Annotated in this window: 14 protein-coding genes and 1 CRISPR repeat array; of the genes, 4 read left to right on the top strand and 10 right to left on the bottom strand. The window is 51.3% G+C overall.

The genetic code is table 11. The features are described 5' to 3' along the window. Positions 1–41: 41 nt before the first annotated feature. The 4 genes from RY831_RS14650 to RY831_RS14635 all read right to left on the bottom strand — a co-directional run bounded on the left by RY831_RS14650 (position 42) and on the right by RY831_RS14635 (position 8,675). The gene (locus tag RY831_RS14650) at positions 42–1,964 is read right to left on the bottom strand and encodes an ATP-binding response regulator (protein ID WP_326507107.1); all 1,923 of its coding nucleotides are present in this window, start codon (positions 1,962–1,964) and stop codon (positions 42–44) included. A 161-nt stretch (positions 1,965–2,125) separates the two neighbouring features. Continuing rightward, positions 2,126–6,580 carry an EAL domain-containing protein gene (locus RY831_RS14645; protein ID WP_326507106.1) on the bottom strand — a complete coding sequence of 1,485 codons (4,455 nt, stop codon included), beginning with the start codon at positions 6,578–6,580 and terminating at the stop codon, positions 2,126–2,128. Between the two features lie 11 nt (positions 6,581–6,591). Further along, on the bottom strand, positions 6,592–7,440 hold the full coding sequence (locus RY831_RS14640; protein ID WP_326507105.1) for an ABC transporter substrate binding protein: 849 nt from the start codon (positions 7,438–7,440) through the stop codon (positions 6,592–6,594). Between the two features lie 314 nt (positions 7,441–7,754). Next, complete coding sequence (locus RY831_RS14635; RefSeq protein WP_326507104.1) at positions 7,755–8,675, bottom strand: helix-turn-helix domain-containing protein; 921 nt, start codon at positions 8,673–8,675, stop codon at positions 7,755–7,757. A gap of 273 nt (positions 8,676–8,948) precedes the next feature. On the opposite strand from RY831_RS14635, the gene RY831_RS14630 reads away from it, so the two are divergent. Continuing rightward, positions 8,949–9,233: a hypothetical protein gene (locus tag RY831_RS14630; RefSeq protein ID WP_326507103.1), complete on the top strand. Its 285-nt coding sequence runs from the start codon at positions 8,949–8,951 to the stop codon at positions 9,231–9,233. Between the two features lie 159 nt (positions 9,234–9,392). After that, positions 9,393–10,541, top strand: coding sequence for a hypothetical protein (locus RY831_RS14625; RefSeq protein ID WP_326507102.1), 1,149 nt, complete (start codon positions 9,393–9,395; stop codon positions 10,539–10,541). Positions 10,542–10,944: 403 nt separating this feature from the next. On the opposite strand, the gene RY831_RS14620 is transcribed toward RY831_RS14625, so the two are convergent. The 5 genes from RY831_RS14620 to RY831_RS14600 all read right to left on the bottom strand — a co-directional run bounded on the left by RY831_RS14620 (position 10,945) and on the right by RY831_RS14600 (position 13,410). After that, positions 10,945–11,481, bottom strand: a complete 537-nt coding sequence (locus RY831_RS14620; protein ID WP_326507101.1) for a hypothetical protein — start codon at positions 11,479–11,481, stop codon at positions 10,945–10,947. Beyond that, positions 11,482–11,859: a hypothetical protein gene (locus RY831_RS14615; RefSeq protein WP_326507100.1), complete on the bottom strand. Its 378-nt coding sequence runs from the start codon at positions 11,857–11,859 to the stop codon at positions 11,482–11,484. Positions 11,860–11,968: 109 nt separating this feature from the next. Further along, on the bottom strand, positions 11,969–12,595 hold the full coding sequence (locus RY831_RS14610) for a hypothetical protein (RefSeq protein WP_326507099.1): 627 nt from the start codon (positions 12,593–12,595) through the stop codon (positions 11,969–11,971). A gap of 165 nt (positions 12,596–12,760) precedes the next feature. Then, on the bottom strand, positions 12,761–12,949 hold the full coding sequence (locus RY831_RS14605; protein WP_326507098.1) for a hypothetical protein: 189 nt from the start codon (positions 12,947–12,949) through the stop codon (positions 12,761–12,763). Positions 12,950–13,095: 146 nt separating this feature from the next. Continuing rightward, positions 13,096–13,410, bottom strand: a complete 315-nt coding sequence (locus RY831_RS14600) for a hypothetical protein (RefSeq protein WP_326507097.1) — start codon at positions 13,408–13,410, stop codon at positions 13,096–13,098. Positions 13,411–13,729: 319 nt separating this feature from the next. Here RY831_RS14600 and RY831_RS14595 point away from each other — a divergent pair, with 319 nt between their 5' ends. Next, positions 13,730–13,903: a hypothetical protein gene (locus RY831_RS14595; RefSeq protein ID WP_326507096.1), complete on the top strand. Its 174-nt coding sequence runs from the start codon at positions 13,730–13,732 to the stop codon at positions 13,901–13,903. 50 nt (positions 13,904–13,953) lie between these two features. Here RY831_RS14595 and RY831_RS14590 read toward each other — a convergent pair whose 3' ends face one another. Continuing rightward, positions 13,954–14,397, bottom strand: coding sequence for a hypothetical protein (locus RY831_RS14590; protein ID WP_326507095.1), 444 nt, complete (start codon positions 14,395–14,397; stop codon positions 13,954–13,956). A 1,192-nt stretch (positions 14,398–15,589) separates the two neighbouring features. Continuing rightward, positions 15,590–15,846: direct repeats of the CRISPR family, unit length 24 nt; unit sequence CTATGGTGAGACTTTAGGGGAACG. 1,166 nt (positions 15,847–17,012) lie between these two features. On the opposite strand from RY831_RS14590, the gene RY831_RS14585 reads away from it, so the two are divergent. Continuing rightward, entirely contained in the window at positions 17,013–18,458 is a 1,446-nt protein-coding gene (locus RY831_RS14585; RefSeq protein ID WP_326507094.1) for a RepB family plasmid replication initiator protein, read from the top strand. The last annotated feature ends 12 nt before the right edge of the window (positions 18,459–18,470 follow it).

The following is an 18,470-nucleotide window of genomic DNA, read 5'->3' as shown; positions in this document are numbered from 1 at the left end:
TTACGATACAGCCTGATCTTCTCGTCACTGACCTGGCTTGGCTAGACCACGTCAGATACCGCCCTCTTTGTCCCTTGCGCTGCGCGGATGACTTCCCTCAGTGTCGCATGGAGCGGCGCATATCTGACTGGCTTCACAAGATAACCGTCAAAAACCTGTCGCTTCTCAGGAGTGCTTAAATGGTCCGCCTGCGCCGTGATTGCGACGATAGGGGCATATTTGTTCGGCCCGTCGGAATCCCTCACCTGCTGCGCGACCCCGAAGCCATCCAGATCAGGCATCTGAATGTCCAGAAGGATTGCGTCATACGAGCGATTCGCCATCTTCTTCAAGGCATCGTAGGCGCCGTCAGAAAGCTCACAGTCATAGTCCATGCTTTCGAGTAGGTCCTTGACCGACTTCCGTATATCGGCCCGATCGTCGACAAGCAGTATTCGTCTCTTCCCCGGTATTACATTCGCGCCACGTCCGCCAAGCGTCGCCGCCGCTCCATAGGGGGCAGGCTGTGTATGTTGGAATGACCCAAACTTGGCTGCCTCGACGTTTGAATCGGCATCTTCTGCCACAATCTGTACGGGCACCCTGACTTCGAAGCGGCCGCCCTGCCCTGGTTGCGCGACTGCCTTGATCGACCCACCCATCAACTCGACCAACCGTTTCACGATCGCCAAGCCCATCCCTGCCCCTTCCTGCCTACGCGTATTCGATTGGTCAATCTGGGTAAATGGCTCAAAAAGCGTTTCTGCCTGCTGCTGGGTAAAGCCTGATCCCTGATCTTCAACCGTCAGTCGCATCATGACCGGACCGTTTTCTTGATCGACAAAGAGCAAGCGAACAGTTACCTCACCCTCGCCGCCATATTTCACAGCATTTGAAATGAGGTTCGTCGCGATCTGCTGGAATCGGTAGGCGTCCGAATGGATCTTCACATTGCCGTGTCGGAAGTCCGTGATAAAGCGCTGATTCTTCTGCTTTGCCGCCGTCTGGAAATTGGAAACCAGTTTCCGAAGCAAATCTGTTGGGTTGAAATCACCAGGACGTAATTGCATCTTTCCCGCATCAAGGCGCGCATAATCCGTCAGATCTTTCATTTGCGCTTCGAGCTGGCCCGCCGCAACTTCAAGGCGCTCAATCGCCTCCCGATCCTTGTCATTACGTGCACGAACCGCGAGCGCATCAATAGAAGCTGTGATCGCCTGTAGCGGCGACCGGAGTTCATGGCTAATCGTGGCAAAGAACATATTTTTCGCCATGATGGCTGCTTCAGCTTTACGAATACGCTCCTCGTAGAGCTGCGTCACCTTGTCATCAGACCGTTGCGCATCCTGTGGCTCAGGCCTGGGCTCATTGCGTGCCTTTGCCGAACGCATAAGGTGATAAGCAATGGAAAGCATTAACGACCACCACAGCAATTGAACTGCAACGAGTTCAACCTGTTGACGCATCGATATATGTTCAATCAAAGAATGATCTTTGCTACCGGAAGCACGTATTTTTTCCGCGACTGCATCAATCTTTTGATGCACTTCCTCAAACCGAACCAGAAGCGTTTCATCCATGTCAGGCGAAGGATTCGCACGGATTTCCCTAACGAGGTGATCCATGACGGCGCCAAGTTGGACGAGTTGGTATTTCACATCGTCCGACACATAGGACACAGCCCCCAACGCTTTGGGACTCGTCAGTTCAGTATAGGCAGAACGCAGTTCCCGGATGCAGCGATCAATAGCTGCCTTTGCCACCGTGGGATCACTACCGCTGCGATAGAGCGCAGTACCAAGTTGTTCGATGGCCAGCTGATATTGGGTAGCGCTAACAATCGCACGGCTCCTCGCTGTATGAAAATCGAAATCTGCACAGGGAGTGGAGAGCAACACATAGCTCACACAGCTGCCGGCAACCGCCACACCTGCCAAGCTCAATGCACCGACCAGTCCACTACGAGTTTTGAAGACGTTTTTCATACTGAAGCCACTTACGAAGATTTCAGGACATTACCTAGCACCAACAGAAGTTACCTTAAGGAAACATTATCACACATTGGCACCCGCTTTATTCCATATGAGCATTTATTCTATGGAGAATCGCTTATAGTTATTCAATGCTCAATTGGCAAAGAGGCAATTCACGCCCTTACGCTATTCTTTTCAACCACGGTGGTATAAAACACCTCGGGACTCATTGGACGCCCGAAAAGGTAGCCTTGAATGACCTCGCAGCCAATCCCCTTCAAAAAGTCCAGTTGGACATCCGTTTCTACTCCTTCCGCTACTACCTCTAGCCTCAAGGTATGCGCCAACGACACGATTGTTTTCACAATCGAAGCGTCGTCCTGCTCGTGTGGAACGTCGCGAATGAACGATCGGTCGATTTTCAGAGCGTTGATGGGAAAGTTCTTCAAGTAACTCAGTGATGAGTATCCGGTGCCAAAATCATCGATACTTAGTTTCACCCCGCGTTGCTTTATATTAACCAATAGTTCCCGCACTGCGTCCTGATGTTCGATGAGCATGCTTTCTGTGATCTCCAGCTCAAGGAGATCCGGCGCCAGCCCAGAGTCGATCAGGGCAGCATCCAATACCTGAAGAAAATCGGCGTGCAGCACTTGTCGAGCTGAAAGGTTCACTGACACCGGAAGTGGCTCCATTCCCAGGTTGATCCAATCCTTTATCTGATTGCACGCTGCACGCAATAATTGTTCACCCAATGCATAGATGAGCCCCGTTTCTTCTGCGAGCGGGATGAATTCCGCAGGTGACACCGCGCCCCGTACGGGATGGTGCCAGCGTGCCAGTGCCTCCATACCTATAACTTCGCCAGTACTGACACGTACCTTTGGCTGGTACCACAATGTAATTGCTTTGTGGTCAATCGCTTGGCGCAGATCGCTCTCCATCCTTACCTGTTCAGAGATGGAATGCTCCATGCCTTTCTCGAAGAACTGGAAGGTGGTTCCGTTTTTCTTTGCCAAGTACATTGCAGTCTCTGCCCGTCTCAAGAGTTCCCCGGCCTGCTGGCCATCGCCCGGGTAAATTGCGATACCAGCACTTGCCGTTACATAGAGGTCTTCCCCGTCGAGTTGATTCACCTGCGAGATGGCAGCGCAAAGCTGCTGCGCTCGCTGTGCAACGTTGGAAAGGTCGTCGCTATCTGAAAGGACGACGGTGAACTCATCACCTCCTAATCGAGCGACACAATCCGTGCCAAGAACAGTGCGCCTCATACGATTTGCGACGGCAGTGAGCACCTGGTCGCCGGCCTCATGGCCCATTGTGTCATTAATGTACTTGAACCGGTCCAGGTCCAAATATATGACCGCAAATCGTTCGGAATGCTTGCGCGCATGGTCTATTCGCATACCAAGCTGCTCAAAGAAAATCGCACGGTTGGGAAGGCCGGTCAGATGATCATTCGATGCCAACTCTTTGACTGCCTGTTCCGCTTGGTTTGCCTCAAAAATACGTCGAATACGCTGGGCGAGTACCGCAAAATGGATCGGCTTTGGAATGAAGTCGCTTGCTCCTGCGGCCAACGCACGCTCAACTGCGGCGGGGTCTTCTAAACTGGTCACCATCAGCACAGGCGTCGCCCGGCCTACAGCCGTTTCCTGAAGCTTTGCACAAGCGGTGAAGCCATCCATCACAGGCATAATCCCATCCATCAGGATGACATCAGGTTTGACCTGCTTAAGCATACTCAGTGCTTTTTCACCATCCTCAGCTTCAACGACGAAGAAACCTTCATGCTCCAAAGTCACACGTAACGCATTTCGTGTACTACGATCATCGTCTACGACTAGGACGTTTATACTCGGCCGCTGCGCCTGCGCGGCTTTGGACTCATTGCTGAAAGTTTCCGCTTGCAATGCTTCGGCCGCCATCTCGAAAGCAGTACGCAACTGAGGGATAATCACGGCAATCTCTGTCGCGCGGTCAATTCCGATTAGGTGCTCTACCTGCCTCGCCATTTGCCCAAGCTGTTTCAGCCCTAGATGGCCGCTACTACCTTTGATGGAATGAGCACATGACTGAACTGTCTCGAGCGCTTGCTGCGCGTATGCAGTCTCAAGTTGCTTCAGATAAACGGGAGTGTCTTCGATGAAGTGCTCGATCGAGTTGCGTAGGGCTGGCCCAAGTAATGTCCTTACCCGGCCAAATACCTCGCGGTCAATAACCGATGTATCACCCGCTTGATCCATATCGGCACCCAAAGCCTCATCCGAATAAGACGTTCCATTGGTCTTGCCCAGATACCTGTCCAGCGTAGCCTTCAATGATTCCAGCGTCATCGGCTTTGCAAGATGATCGTCCATACCAACAGACCGACATCTCTCCACATCCGAGGGACTAGCGTTTGCCGTCATCGCGACGATTGGAATTCTTCGGCCGGATTCGTATTCATTAGAACGAATATGTGTCGTTGCCTCATACCCATCCATATCCGGCATGCTGCAGTCCATCAGGACGAGATCAAAATGACGATCAATAACCGCATTCACCGCTGCGCGACCGGTCACTGCTATTTCATAATCCCAACCAAGGGCCTCCAACATACCTGCGGCCACTACCTGGTTCGTTCTGTTGTCCTCGGCTACCAATATGCGCCTAGCTGTTGGCAACCAGCTGCCATTCGTTGTGACGCCGCCGCCAACAGAATGTGCAGCGGAACTATGCAACTCTGTGATTGCATCGAGCAGCCGCTCGGTCGTTAGCGGTCGTCCTATGAACGCCTCGTTATGCTGATTCTGCCCCAGCATCTTTTGATGCCGGCTCATCATCATGATCTTCAAACTTGAAAACAGGTCGTCGCTACGGATCCGCAGGACCAGATCGGTTGCATATTCGTACACCGTGTCCAGATCGACGATCAACATCTCATAGGGCACTTCACTGCCGATCGCGCGTTTCAGATCAAGGACCGCCTGGTCATGACTGCCTACAACGTCACAGGCAATTCCTTTTGCCATCAGGGTCTGCGAAACGAATGCCCTAATTGCATCGTCGTTTCCTACTACCAGAACGCGTTGCGGGAGCAACTCATCTTGTTCCGTCCGTAACTGAGTAAGAACGCCCTTACAGCGTACCGTGAACCAGAAAGTGCTACCAGAACCTTCCTGGCTGTCGACCCCGATATCGCCTTGCATGAGGTGAACAAGTTGCTTACATATGGACAGACCAAGTCCGGTACCACCGAAGTGCGATGCGGTGGTACCGGAAGCTTGTTCATAAGACTCGAAAATTCGCGACAGCGCCTCGGATGCAATTCCAATCCCAGTGTCATGGACTTCGCAACGCAGTGTGAGGCCATCCTCAGTGTGGTCGGACGCTATCAGCCGCACGGTTACGCTCCCGCTCGGCGTGAATTTGACAGCATTGCTCACCAGGTTTGAAAGTACTTGCCGCAAGCGAAGTTCATCAGCAATCAGCCGATCCGGCACAAAAATGGAACGGTCGTAATGGAGGCTAATGCCTTTAGATACAGCATTTCGTTTAGAAAGAGCTAGCACTTCACCAAGGAGGCGATCAACGTCGAATTCAATCTCATTGAGCACCAGTCTTCCAGCTTCAATCTTGGAAAAGTCCAGAATGTCGCTGGTCAATTCAATCAAGGCGTGCGACGACTTCCATGCGATATCAACATATTCCCTTTGTTTTGTTGCCAGAGGCGTCTGCCTAAGCATTTCCAACATGCCGACGACGCCATTGAGCGGCGTACGTACCTCATGGCTCACAGTAGCAGCAAACTGCGACTTAGCGATTGCAGTCTTTGTTGCCTCATCTCGCGAAGACTTCAAGGCAGCCTCGCGCTCCTCCAAGACCTCCATCATTTTGTTGAATGCCGTGCTCATCTCGATAAGGTCCCGCGGTCCGTCTATGTAGGCTCTTATGCCTGAGCGGCCTCTCTGTGCCTCCCTCATGAGTGACGACATCTGAGCGAGAGGCTGAACGATGTACCTCGCAAGTATGGCAATTACCCATAAGAGCACCGCGGCAAACATCAGCGAGATCAGTACATTGAAAATGATGGACTGACGTTTCAATTCATATAATGACTGCTTGCTTACCGCTACCCGGACATGGCCAAGAACTTCCTTCTTTGGTGCCGTCATTTCAAAGGGGCTATCCTCTGCGCCATGCACCACTGGCGCTGTTATATGCCATGCCGCCTGCGTTTCGTACTCAAGCGCAGCTTCGGCGTTTGTAATGCCTATTATCGACGGAGTCTCCGGATCAGAGGGCTGCCCTGCCTTTTTGTATGTCAGCACGGGTTTCCCCGTTAGGTCGACAATGGACACTTCAATAACGCTTGGATGCGAGAGGGTCGCGTTCGCTGCCGCCTTCCCATTATCGGGGGACCTATAAAGAAGAGCTAAGTTACTTTGAGCAGCAAAGCCTTCAGCAATCGACAGGCCCTGCTTGATCACAAATTCCTCATGCCGGCGACCGGCCTCCCATGAATTCGCAACGGCAGATAGAAGTGCCAAGCCGACAATCGATAAAGAGATTATCCAGAATAGCAACTGCCTGACGCGAGTCAGGTGAAGAATCCTTTTAGCCTTTGTGCGTAGTAATTTCTTCATGGATGAATGATTTATCTCGATAATGGCGCCAGGGCGGGGAAAACCGCATCAAACTGACGGCGTAGATCGTCTGAAAGTTTCAGTCCCAGATGCCGTGCGGTTCGTTCATTGACCGCAGCTTGCACCTGTCTGGAGAACACGGCGCCATTTCGGGCACCACCGCCTACTGCATCGATGGCAATTGAACCCAAAGCATTACCTATTTTGCTGTAGTCCGGGTAAAGTGCCAACAGAACTCCACGCTCCATGTGGGAGGGAGTACTTGAAATGACCGGAAAGCTTCTCTTCCAGGACTGCTCCAATATCAGGGGCAGGATTACTGTATCGTCTACAGTTGTTGTATCAGTCGGAAGCCATACGACATCCTTGCTGCCATCGATAGACGAGAAGACAGCCTCGTACATCCATGCCGCGGACCTTCTATCTCTTACTTTGATAACAGTCAGATCAAGCCCTAGCTGACCTGCAGCATCGTTAGCCGCACGGATCACGCCCTCCGACTTATTTGGATCATGGATCACGATGATCCGCTTCGTCGCGGGCGCTACCGATTTCAACCTTCCAAACAATAGCAGTGGATCGGTATTGAGTGTTACCGTAGTATGGAACCTTGCTGTACTAGGCGACGGATGAAGAATAGCCCCTGCGATCACCGGAACGTCTGGATTGCCTGCCGCGACCATTTCAATGCCTTCCCTACCAAGAGGGATGACGACTTTAGGATTATGGCGGCCAAGCTCATGTCTTGCATTATCTGGCTTCACTCCGCGATCAACAACGACCTTCCGTGCTGGCCCCCCTATACGCCCCTCAATTCCTGCAATGATCTGTTCAAACATCTCGCTGTAAGGGCGTTCCATTCTCGGGTAAACGATTAGAACGTCGCCTGCCGCAATTGCGCGCGAGGCAGGCACGGACCTACTGAACTGATTGAGAGGGTTGAATGGTTGCGCGGAAGCCAGAAAGGGCGTGACACTTCCAGCGCTTAGTAACAGCGAAGTGGCTAACAGACTGATGCTAGGAGCGCGCATCATCAGATCGATGCGCGTGAGTGTCGGGCAGCATCAACACTAAACCAATGCAGAGCGTGACTGCGCATCAACACCGCTGGCATCGTCAATCGCGTTAGCACCATGGCTTGATCTCACCCTTCGTCTAGTCGCTTACAGCGATCTTACGAAGCCACGCTTGATAACGCCAAGGACTGGTTTAGCGCAGCGGCGACCAGCATCGGCCGGAATGGCTTCTCATGGGGTATGACTGCGTAATTGCTCACGACACTAGCTAGCTCGGCTTCGTCAGCCATGCCTGTCTCAAGTTGTCCAGTCAGCAAGAGTATGGGCACGGCTTTGCCTCTATTTGCCCTTACCGAACGTATCACCGATTCCGATGTACGCTGGCCAAGGAGCCAATCTACGACGAATGCATCAAACTGTTTCTGCGCCAGCGCTGCTTCAAGTTCCTCAACATCGTAGAATGCTTCAGAGTCAAACCCCATTGCATTCAATACATCAACCATACTGTCGGCTGCGCCTCGATCGTCTTCAAGTACAGCTACGCTGTGCTTCTTCTGCTCTTTGATAAGCAGCTCGATGCCTTTCACCGGCCGCAAGCGAGCATCCGATGGCGCGGCGCTGCATTCGACCAATATCCAGCGGCCGTCATCTAACATCGCGGCAAAGTCAGCCTGTGCCAGCGGCATATGAGCCGGGCCTGGTGTGAATAAACAATCGAACTCCCGGCTCTCGATCTGCAATGTAGCCGGCAGTTTTTCGTTGTCTTCTGCCTCCGTGCTTTCAGGAACCGAATTCTCGGGCGTAGACGCGGCATCGAAGGCAGATACACTCAAAGTGAAAGTCTCACTGAAAAATGCAAACACTTGGTCAAGCTGACCGATGATCCATTCGCTATTTTCCCTCTCCATAATGCGACGCGCTTGGGAGAGACTCAGACCAAGTATCTCGGCAACTTTCCCTGTCTGCTGGCGCGGCCCCACTCCATGGCGAACCATCATTTCACACAATGCTTCGCTGATTGACAAAGGGTTACTGAGGTTAATGGACTTCTGCATACCGGGAGTTACTTGATTGTGCATTTTATGGATGCGCAGATTATATATTCCTGCACAGCAAAAATTTCATATAGTCATTATACGAATATATGTTCATCTTACGAACACATCTGCATAAAAATCTCTTGCCTTCTGGAAACTATTCATAATATGATTCGTTCCATGCTGCTTTTGGCAATCTGAAATGACAAGTGCCTTAAGCCGTCGACAAAACACGCGTCATAAGAAAAAAACTTCATTTGGACAATGCGTGTCAAATTATTATTACTTTTGAATTGCTAAAAAATAGGGGTTTTTATGAAGGCGGTTTTGGGAGCAGAAAACAACAAACAGACGCCAGGCGCGATTGCAATGGGTCTCGACTTTTTGCAATGTGTTGCAGTCGGTGGCTGCGTTACTACTCGGACTGGTGCTCCCCGCCATCAGAAGGTCAAAGCGGCCCTGACGGACTTCGAATCTGAACGCCTTGAAATCCTTCTCTGTGCAATTCACCAGAGCGCCGAAAAGGCGAAGTCGATCGAAGAATTCCGCGCGATGCTTCCGGACTATGAAAAAATCGTCGATCAAGTACTGCATGACTGACAAAGATGCACAGACCCGCCGAGGCGGGTTTTTTTTCGACAGTGATCTAACACGCAATTAGATACAAGCTGTATGCACCAATCTCGATATAGTTTATAGACACTTGTGATCGAGCTAATTTATAATTGGCCATGGATTTGATCCTTATAGCTAATATAAATGAACCTATCTGAAATCGAGGTGCTGGAACGGATCGATACCGACGTCGATCTCACTTCAGGGTCTCAGCCATCCAAATTGGAACTCCTTTGCAAGGAGTATCTGACCTATTCTGATCCATCCAAAGCATTCATCGATCGTTTTGCGAAGACTTTCTATTACGAAGAGCGTGTTCGAAAAATCTGCCGCGTCCTTGCGCTCAAAAACAAGGTAGCGCTGGATGAATTTGATGAGGTTATGCAGAGGGTCTCCTTTGTGTTCTTTGACCGCATGCTGCCGAAATTACGTGAGGCTGACGCGATCTATGCCGTTGTATATGCCATTGCGAATAACATCTGCCGTGAGATCGTGCGGGAAACAATGGAATCCACCATCAATCACGAACCACTTGATGATCTGCTTGCAAGGGGTGAAGATCTGATTGACACCGGGAACTCGGCCCAACTTGATATAGACCGCGATGACGAGATCGATCGGCGGAATGCGAACAAGCGCATGGCGGATGCACTCAACAAACTTATGACGACAGGAGAACTGAAATTGACTAAAGCAGGCGTTTTCAACTTTGACTCGGTGCCTTTCGTGACACTGGTTCCCGTATCACAAAGGGAACTCGACGAGGCTGAGAAAATTGCGTCAGAGCCGCCTGTAAAGAAGGAGCCTGCCGCTCCGAAAGGCCGACGCAAAAAGGGCGAGACGGTTGCACCCGCAGCGGAACTTTCTCGCGATCAGCAAGAGCTCGTCGATATCAAGGCGAAGCTCGGTCTCCGCCATCAAGACTTTGCCGTCATGTTGGGTATTGGCCTGCCCCGTCTCTCGTCCTATACCTACGGACGCACCGCTACGGTCCCCGAAGACGTAATGGTCCGCGCACGCGCGCTCCTCGAGGAAAACGGCAAGTCGACAGCGATGGCTGCCGCCAAATTTGATAAGCCGATGTCAGAAATCCTGTCCGACTGGTGCAGTTTGCTTGGGACCAGTTCGAACGAAGAGATCGCTAACTATGTTGGTGTGACCGGCATGACGATCCATCGTTGGAAAAATAACGAAACAAAGCCGGATCTGACAGCCTTGGGGCGCTACGATCGTATCGTCACAAAGACAGCCAGCCACATCAATCCAACTGGAAATCGCGCAAAGACGAAATAGTCGATCCAAGATACGCAATCTCGGCCTCGCTTAGCGAGGCTTTCTTTTTTTCAGGCGAAGAAAAACCCCAAGAGAAGGACTCTTGGGGTGTGGCTGCAATGCAGCGGGATTAGTAAGCGAAAAGACGCGAGTCTTTGTATTGCCGGTAATTGCGGAGCGCCTTCACGACGGGTACGGAAATGAGCGAGCCTGTAACGATGCAAGCGAAGAGGACTGGTGCCATGGAAAACTCCGAGTTAGAGAGAGGGACGCAAAGACCTTGCGGTTGTCTTTACGTATTGGAGATGGCTCACAGGCATTTATAAGAAGCGTGGAATTACCTGCTCCAAACAGATGGACCCTACTCTCTATATCGGTCTTTGCAGTAATCCCTCCCGGTCGTAAATGAAAAGGAGGCTATGGGTTAGAAGATGGCGGTCTGCCGCAGCTTTGCCAGCAGATCCGGATACCGATCATGAGTGGCGCCGGAGAGAATTTCGTTTGCTTGATCCTTGAAGGCCTTGAACATCTTCTGAACCTCATTCAATGCTCGGCTCTCGCTGCTTTCAATGCACCAGCGCTGAATGAGCGGCACGAATGCCTTGTCTTGAATAAGGTATATTGTCCCGTCGGCTACGCTTCGCAGTTCATTCTCGCGCTCATCGATGGTTGATATAACGAGGTCGAACATCAGAGTGCAGCCATTCTTCATGCCGATATCCCATACGCACATGGAGTCGCCGTTTGCGTTCAAGGCGAACCCAACACGCTGTCGGTACACCTCCATCGTGACCGACACATCGGGGCTGGACATGAATAGTGACGCCTCAATATTCGGTTGCTGCGCGTGGACATAAAAACAGGGAATCCCTGGAAGGGATTTGCGTGATGCAATCGAATGGACAGCCACCTTGCCACCGGTTGCAGCCTCAACGACTGCCTTTATAGCTTGTGCATCCATTTAGAACTCCAATACAGAGAGGTGGTTGGATAAAACGGCCTGTTTGATTTCCAATTCCTTGGGTGGCGTGACTAGCTCAATCCAGACGTTCTCATCGAGGCCAAACTGACTTGTCTTGACGACTTCGGCGAAGCGCTGCTTTTTGCGCATATCGATAAAGACGCTCGATGGGGCTGCCTCATCAGCAATTGCCATAGCCAGTACCACCGGCGTATCTTCGCACTCAAGGGTGATTTGCAGATTCTCCGTCCGTGTCTTGGCAAAGAGATGGGAATTTCCGAGGTGAATACCGAGGTATTCCAGCTCGGCGCCGCGGCCGAAACGCCATACTGTTGTCTGGCCGTTCGACCCAACGATGAGGTCATTACTTTGTAACATGGTGGTTTCTCCTGAGTTTGCTATTGCAGAACAGGTATGACCCACACGCGAGTAGAAGCAAAAAAGGACGGCCTGGTGAACTACCCAGAACCGTCCTTTTTCACTCCCACTAGTACTCCCCATATGCATCGTGGACTGCGACATCGAAATTCGATCCCGCCGCTTGTACCAGCGACTTCAACTGCACTGCTGCTGTGGTGGACCGCCGCTGCAACGCGAGGTCCGCCAATCGTCCTAAAGCCTCGGAAGGAACGAAGTCATGCTCCGCGCCCTTCCTATCCACAAACGTGATCTCCATGTCTTCATCCGTAATCAGCTTGCTGCGTCCGGCCAAATCGAAGAAGACGTCTGGCTGGTCCGCGAGTAAGTGATCGAAGAACTGGATGAATGCACCAACCTTCTGCAGGCAGGTACCCTCGGGGAGGATGATCTGTTTGGGGTCTTGCAAAATTGACTTCATCTGCTGCAGTAGATCCTCTACTGCATCGACTTCGGTCAGGAGTAGTGTCTCAGAAGCGCTGGTAGCTTCATCAACAACATGTCCTGTCGCCTCATCGATGACGCAGGAGACATAAAAGTCTCCCCCGTCTTCAGAATACCGTCGGTCAGCTAACACAGAGATCTTCGCCTCGTGAGGAGAGGCGGCATTTACGGTACCGGAAAATGGAGTTCCGGATGCGTAAAAACCTACAACTGTCAGATCGCGTGCGCTGGATGTGGTTGAAAGTGTTGTCATGTTTATCTCCTGATGTGTAAAGCGGGTGTCGCTTACGACGCCCTTGCCTTACGTGATGGATCACACCGATTTATAAGAACCGGCATTCCGCCATCATGATGCAACAATGACAACTATTACCACATAGGCCGCGAACTGCCGCGCGGACCTTCCCTTCCCAAACGATCAGGCTTGTTCTGCCTCCCCCGACTCTCGCAATGAGGCTTTCTGACGGACGCTCAGTAAAAAAGCTTGCCAGTCGCTCTGCCGGATATAGAGCACGCCATCGACCTCAAGACAGGCACCAGCAGGCACTTGACGGAACATAGCGTCATCATCCGGCACCGGCCGGCAGTACTCAACTTCAGCGACCACGACAGAATTCCTTTTTGTCCAAAAGCGTAGCATTGTGGAACATCTTGGTATTCCATGCAGGGAGAAATGGAATCGGGTGGCGTGGTTGCCACGGGGAGAAAGGAAAACCCCCTGCTTCGAAGCAGGGGGTAAATGGTTGTGGGATTTTAGGGAAAGTACCCTTTTACAGCTTGGGAATCGTCTGGCCCGTACAAACCTACCCAACTATCGCCAATTGCATCTGGAAGCGCCTGTCCACTATTGTCCGTCACATAGATATGCTCTCCATCCGGATTGAAAATGGCATAGGCCAAGGATCCGCCTCCTGTGTCGTAAACGCCTAACCCAAGAGCGTCCAGGAAGTCGGCTGCCGGCAACTGGGGGCTTTCCTTGACCGTTTGCAAAATTTGGTCGTACAACTCAGCCAGGTTCGTCGTCGCCTTGAAAACGGCGGTAACAAATTCCCTGTTATGACGCTCCATCAGGTTAGCATCCTCCTCGGCTAGCCACCATATCTACGGTGGGTCAGCGGCGGTCTGCTTTTCAGCAGATACAACTCGCGGTGGCGTCCATACCGTTCGTATTGAAGCCGCGGCCAAAGCTGGCGGGTCCTTCGACTGGGGCAAGAAGGTCGCCATTCAGCTGTCAAAACGCGAGCTGCCGCTCGTCCTGGCTACCCTACTACTTTGGCTCCCCAAATTTGAAGGCAAGGGGCACGGCGAGAACAACGAAAAATGGTTCACGCTTGAGAAGCAAGCTGGAAAACATTACCTATCAGTGCGGAGCAAGGACAAGCCGTCTTTGAATGTACCAATCCTTCCCGGCGATGGCTATGCACTGACCACTTTGCTGATCCGACAGATGCTCGCCAATGATCCTTTCCTTTCCTCGGACGTCATTCTTGCGATCGTGCGCAAACAGGCCGAACTTGCTGGGACAGTGGAAGGCGGCGCCCATGCCGCTCAACACGGATAACCACAAATGCAAAACCCCCTTATCCGTCATGGATAAGGGGGCGAGTCGATTTATACGAAGTCGAAGTTAGGTGCGGGCATTCCTGCCGTCTGCCTTTGGGATTGGCTTGTATCGGTCTGCTGAGCCGACGTTGTCGATGACGCTGTCTTTGGTTCAATCGATATAGACAGGTACGGCTGAGAGTTGGGGCCTTTGCTCATTTTCTTCCAGGCCGCGAGACGAAGCTCCCGGTTATTGCCAAAGGTACCGGTGTAGTCCGGATGTTCGTCGGATTTCTTGTTTGTCTCCGGGAAGAGCGATGCCGATATACCGCCGGCAGATAAACTGTAGAACTTCTTCCCGTTGTCCTTGACCCACGCTGCCACTTCCAGGCGCAGCTTCTTCTGTCCATCGAGTTCAAATTCAACGAAGCCTGTCAACGTTGGCTTGTTGTCCTCTGCTGGCGCCGGATATAGCGCGCCGGTCGCTTTGGAAAGCACTAATGCGAGTGTCATTGTTTGGTCCTGAATGAGTTATCAAATAGCCAAGCGCTTGCGAAACACTTGACATGGTTGATATGAGGAACATCTTTCTGTAATATTCGCTACCTCAAGCGTACCTATATATTTACTGTATCGATGTGATGTCTTATGGTATCGGCAAAGCGAGACTCGCACAACATGAGCACCCTTACCGATCTTTGCATGTTTGGCTCCAGTCGATAGGCCGCGATTGAAAGCAGGTTGTTGGATGTGCCAAGGCGATGAACCGGAGGACAGGTGGTCGTGGCATGTAACTCAACCGGACGTGCACTTGTACAAAAAAGGGAAACTCAATCAGCGAACGTAATTGATATTAGCCTCAGTCGGACCTGGATCCATCAATGGTGAGTGTTTAGGGGAACGTTCCAGCTTGCTATGGTGAGCTTTTAGGGGAACGCTTCAGCTTCGTCATCTATGGTGAGACTTTAGGGGAACGCTCAAGCAGATTCTCGCCTGAAACGCCCAAATTTGCCCCTTCCTAGGGCCTATGGTGAGTGTTTAGGGGAACGCCTAGACCTGAGTTGGGTGCCTATGGTGAGTATTTGAGGGAACGCTAGGGGCTGCTGATCACCCTATGGTGAGGTTTTAGGGGAACGGTCAGGCCTATTCAGCCACCTATGGTGAGAGTTTAGGGGAACTCTAATAGCTCTAAACCCGTCATGGTGAGACTTTAGGGGAACGTTACGCCTGGAACACCAGCTATGGTGAGACTTTAGGGGAACGCTCTTGGTTGCTACCCCCCTGAATTAGCTACGTAGACGGACGATCCACGTCTGTATCCCCTCCTATGGTGAGTATTTAGGGGAACGCTACCTCCAGAAAAGCGCCTATGGTGAGACTTTAGGGGAACGCTCTTGGTTGCTGCCCCCTGAATTAGCTATGTAGACGGACGATCCACGTCTGTATCCCCTCCTATGGTGAGTATTTAGGGGAACGCTACCTCCAGAAAAGCGCCTATGGTGAGACTTTAGGGGAACGCTCTTGGTTGCTGCCCCCTGAATTAGCTATGTAGACGGACGATCCACGTCTGTATCCCCTCCTATGGTGAGTATTTAGGGGAACGCTACCTCCAGAAAAGCGCCTATGGTGAGACTTTAGGGGAACGCTCTTGGTTGCTGCCCCCTGAATTAGCTATGTAGACGGACGATCCACGTCTGTATCCCCTCCTATGGTGAGTATTTAGGGGAACGCTACCTCCAGAAAAGCGCCTATGGTGAGACTTTAGGGGAACGTTCCCAGTGCTGTCCGTGTTCGCTGAGCAAAAATCACCTTACTCGTTTGGTTATGGTGAGTATTTAGGGGAACTCGCGAGCTCCTTAGGGCTTCTATGGTGAGACTTTAGGGGAACGCTCAACGCATCCTCCCTCTAGCTAGACCAAAATATGCGCACTCTGACGCCTATGGTGAGACTTTAGGGGAACGTGTGATGCTTTTCACTCGTCACGTTGTCATCCATAACAAATTTCATTCAGATCGACGCCTTGTCGAAAACCTCACTTGACCAGATGCTAGCAATTGGCTGGCCGTTGGATTGCCCTTTCGTATAAGGCCCGTTTTGGTTTTCCGATTCTGCCCGGCGTCTATGGTGAGTGTTTGAGGGAACTCGAAATCTTCCGGCCGCCTTCTATGGTGAGACTCTAGGGGAACGCTCCAGTTTGGACGTTACGAACTGTCTGTGATGCTGCATTCTCTCCTTATCACCAAGGTTTTCGTACGGAAAATGAGCTAGGTATGTGTTTATGGTGAGACTTTAGGGGAACGCTCTCGTCAATTTCGATGTGCGCGTATGAAAACCTGCTTTTGAAAGCTATGGTGAGTGTTTGGGGGAACATGCGAACGACATTCATCTGTGGCGGGTGGTTATCCATGTTGAGGCCTACAGCGTTTTGCCGCCCTGTCTTTGCTATTTGCCCCCTAGGACGGTTAGCGCGCTAACTTCTACGGCGCTTCTGAGCAAGTTGGAATGCGTTTTGGTCTTCGGATGAGGCCTGTATGCCCTTCTGCAGATGCACCTAAGGAGCGTAATCTACTTTGCGCACTGCGCATCGAATGTCATCGCATGTATCACTGGATACTACATGTGCCCTTTATGGCCCACCATATACCAGGTAGAGCTGTAGGATTTCGAGTCTTACTCTGGAAGCCTCGGCTTTTTGACTTCGATCCTACTCATTGACGGTGGAAAGTGATATCTCACTCTTTCACAGTTCCTTGAGTGTTTTAGATGTAAACACTTTGTAAACCTTAAACCTGTTAACGAACCCCGGAAGCCTCTGTTTACAAGGGTTTGCTCCGGGTGAGGTGAGTGGATGAGGGAACTCCTGTGAGCATTTGAGGGAACACTGGTGAGTATCTAGGGGAACGTTATGTGTTTATGGTGAGCAATTGGAGGAACACTGGTGAGTGGATAGGGGAATGGTTACCCATTAAGGTGAGTGTTTAGGGGAACGTTCAATTTTTCGTGTTTACCGCCAACAACAATATTGCTTTACGGTGAAGACGATTCAAGTTATTCTCACCATCAGAAATTGCATGGTGAAAATAAAACGTTGCCAAAATCACCTTAGCCTCGAATGCGAGAACCAATTATGGCTGAAAAGAAGTCGACGGAGGGGAAGTCAGCGAAGCGCGCCACTGCGGCTAACATCGTCGATTCTAAGGCCGATGTATCAACGCCCTCCTCTGCTTCAGTCCCGAACAAAAAACAGAAGAGAGTTAGCGGAAAGGGAGCCTCCGAGATACAGGAGTTCCGGAAAGCCAATGACTCAATCGGACTCAGGGTGCAAGAAGGCAAATTCACCCTTTTGTCCAGAAAGATCTATAACGTTTTCATAACGTCCGCTCAGCAGCAGGGGCAGCTGGGCAGCGTAGCTCCGCCAGGAATGGAGGGAGATCGCGACTATTTTTGGATTCGTTTGCGGGAGCTGGTAAAAAGCGCAGATTTCGATAGCAATAACTATGATCTGCTCAAAGAGACCACACAGGAGCTGCAAGACATCAAGGTCGTTAAGGAAACCGATAATACGTGGACTAGCGAACGCCTCCTTGCTGGCGCAAAGATTCACAACACGAAGGGACTCAGAAGCCAAGGCGGCGAAGTTTGGATCGGTTTCGCGTTTCCACCGGAAGTGCGTAATGTAGTTCTCAACCCTGCCACATACACCAAGTTCAGTCTCAAATTCCAAACCGCACTACGGGGAAATGGCAGCCTTGGATTGTATGAGATCACAAGAAGGTTTGCGACTAATCCTTCCCATCTCACTCATCGTGCACCATGGGCGCTGTGGTACCAGTCCATCACCGGAACACCGATCAGCGAAACTATCCCTCAATACAAATACTTCAAGCGGGATATCCTCAAGAAGGCGATCGCGGAAATCAATGCAGTTACCGATATCAAGATCGAACTGATTGAGCACATGGAAGGCCGCAAGATCGTTGATTTGCAATTTCGGGTCGATTTCGCTGAGCAAGCGCCGTTGGATCTTGCTGCGGCGCCGCCGATCAATTTTGGCATCATTGAACGAATCATGCGGTTTGGGCTTTCCAAGGAAGAAGCGCGCGACATCTATCTTCAGTACGATGAGAAGACCGTTATCGACCATGTGACGCTGACTGAAGAACGGATCAGTAACACAAAGCTGCTGGCAATTGACTCCCCCGCGGCATATTTCAAGACTGCTATCAAAGCCGGCTATGCGAAAAATGCCCCTGTAGCCAAACCTTCGAAGACAAAGAGCGTGAAAAAGGAAACGGTCAAGCCTGGGACCCCTTCCGTGCGCGAACGGTACGAGGCCGCGCGTAATGAGGCTGCAATGTCTTTGTTTGCCGAGCTACCTGGTGGAGAGCAGAAGGATGTCTTCGATCGCTATGCCAAGGACGCCGACAAGTCTCTGAAGCCACATATCAAGAAACAGGGGATAGAGTCAGCTTTGGTGAAGGCTAACTTCTCGCAGTGGTTTGCACATTTGACTTGGGGACCCATTACGGACGCACAAATTATTCAATTCTTGGATAGCGGTGAAGTCGCCTAGCCTGTAGTGAAT

It is taken from the genome of Noviherbaspirillum album (assembly GCF_035916955.1).
GTDB lineage: Bacteria > Pseudomonadota > Gammaproteobacteria > Burkholderiales > Burkholderiaceae_D > Noviherbaspirillum > Noviherbaspirillum album.
The sequence above is the reverse complement of the archived record's forward strand: the minus strand, read 5'-3'. Positions and strand labels throughout refer to the sequence as shown.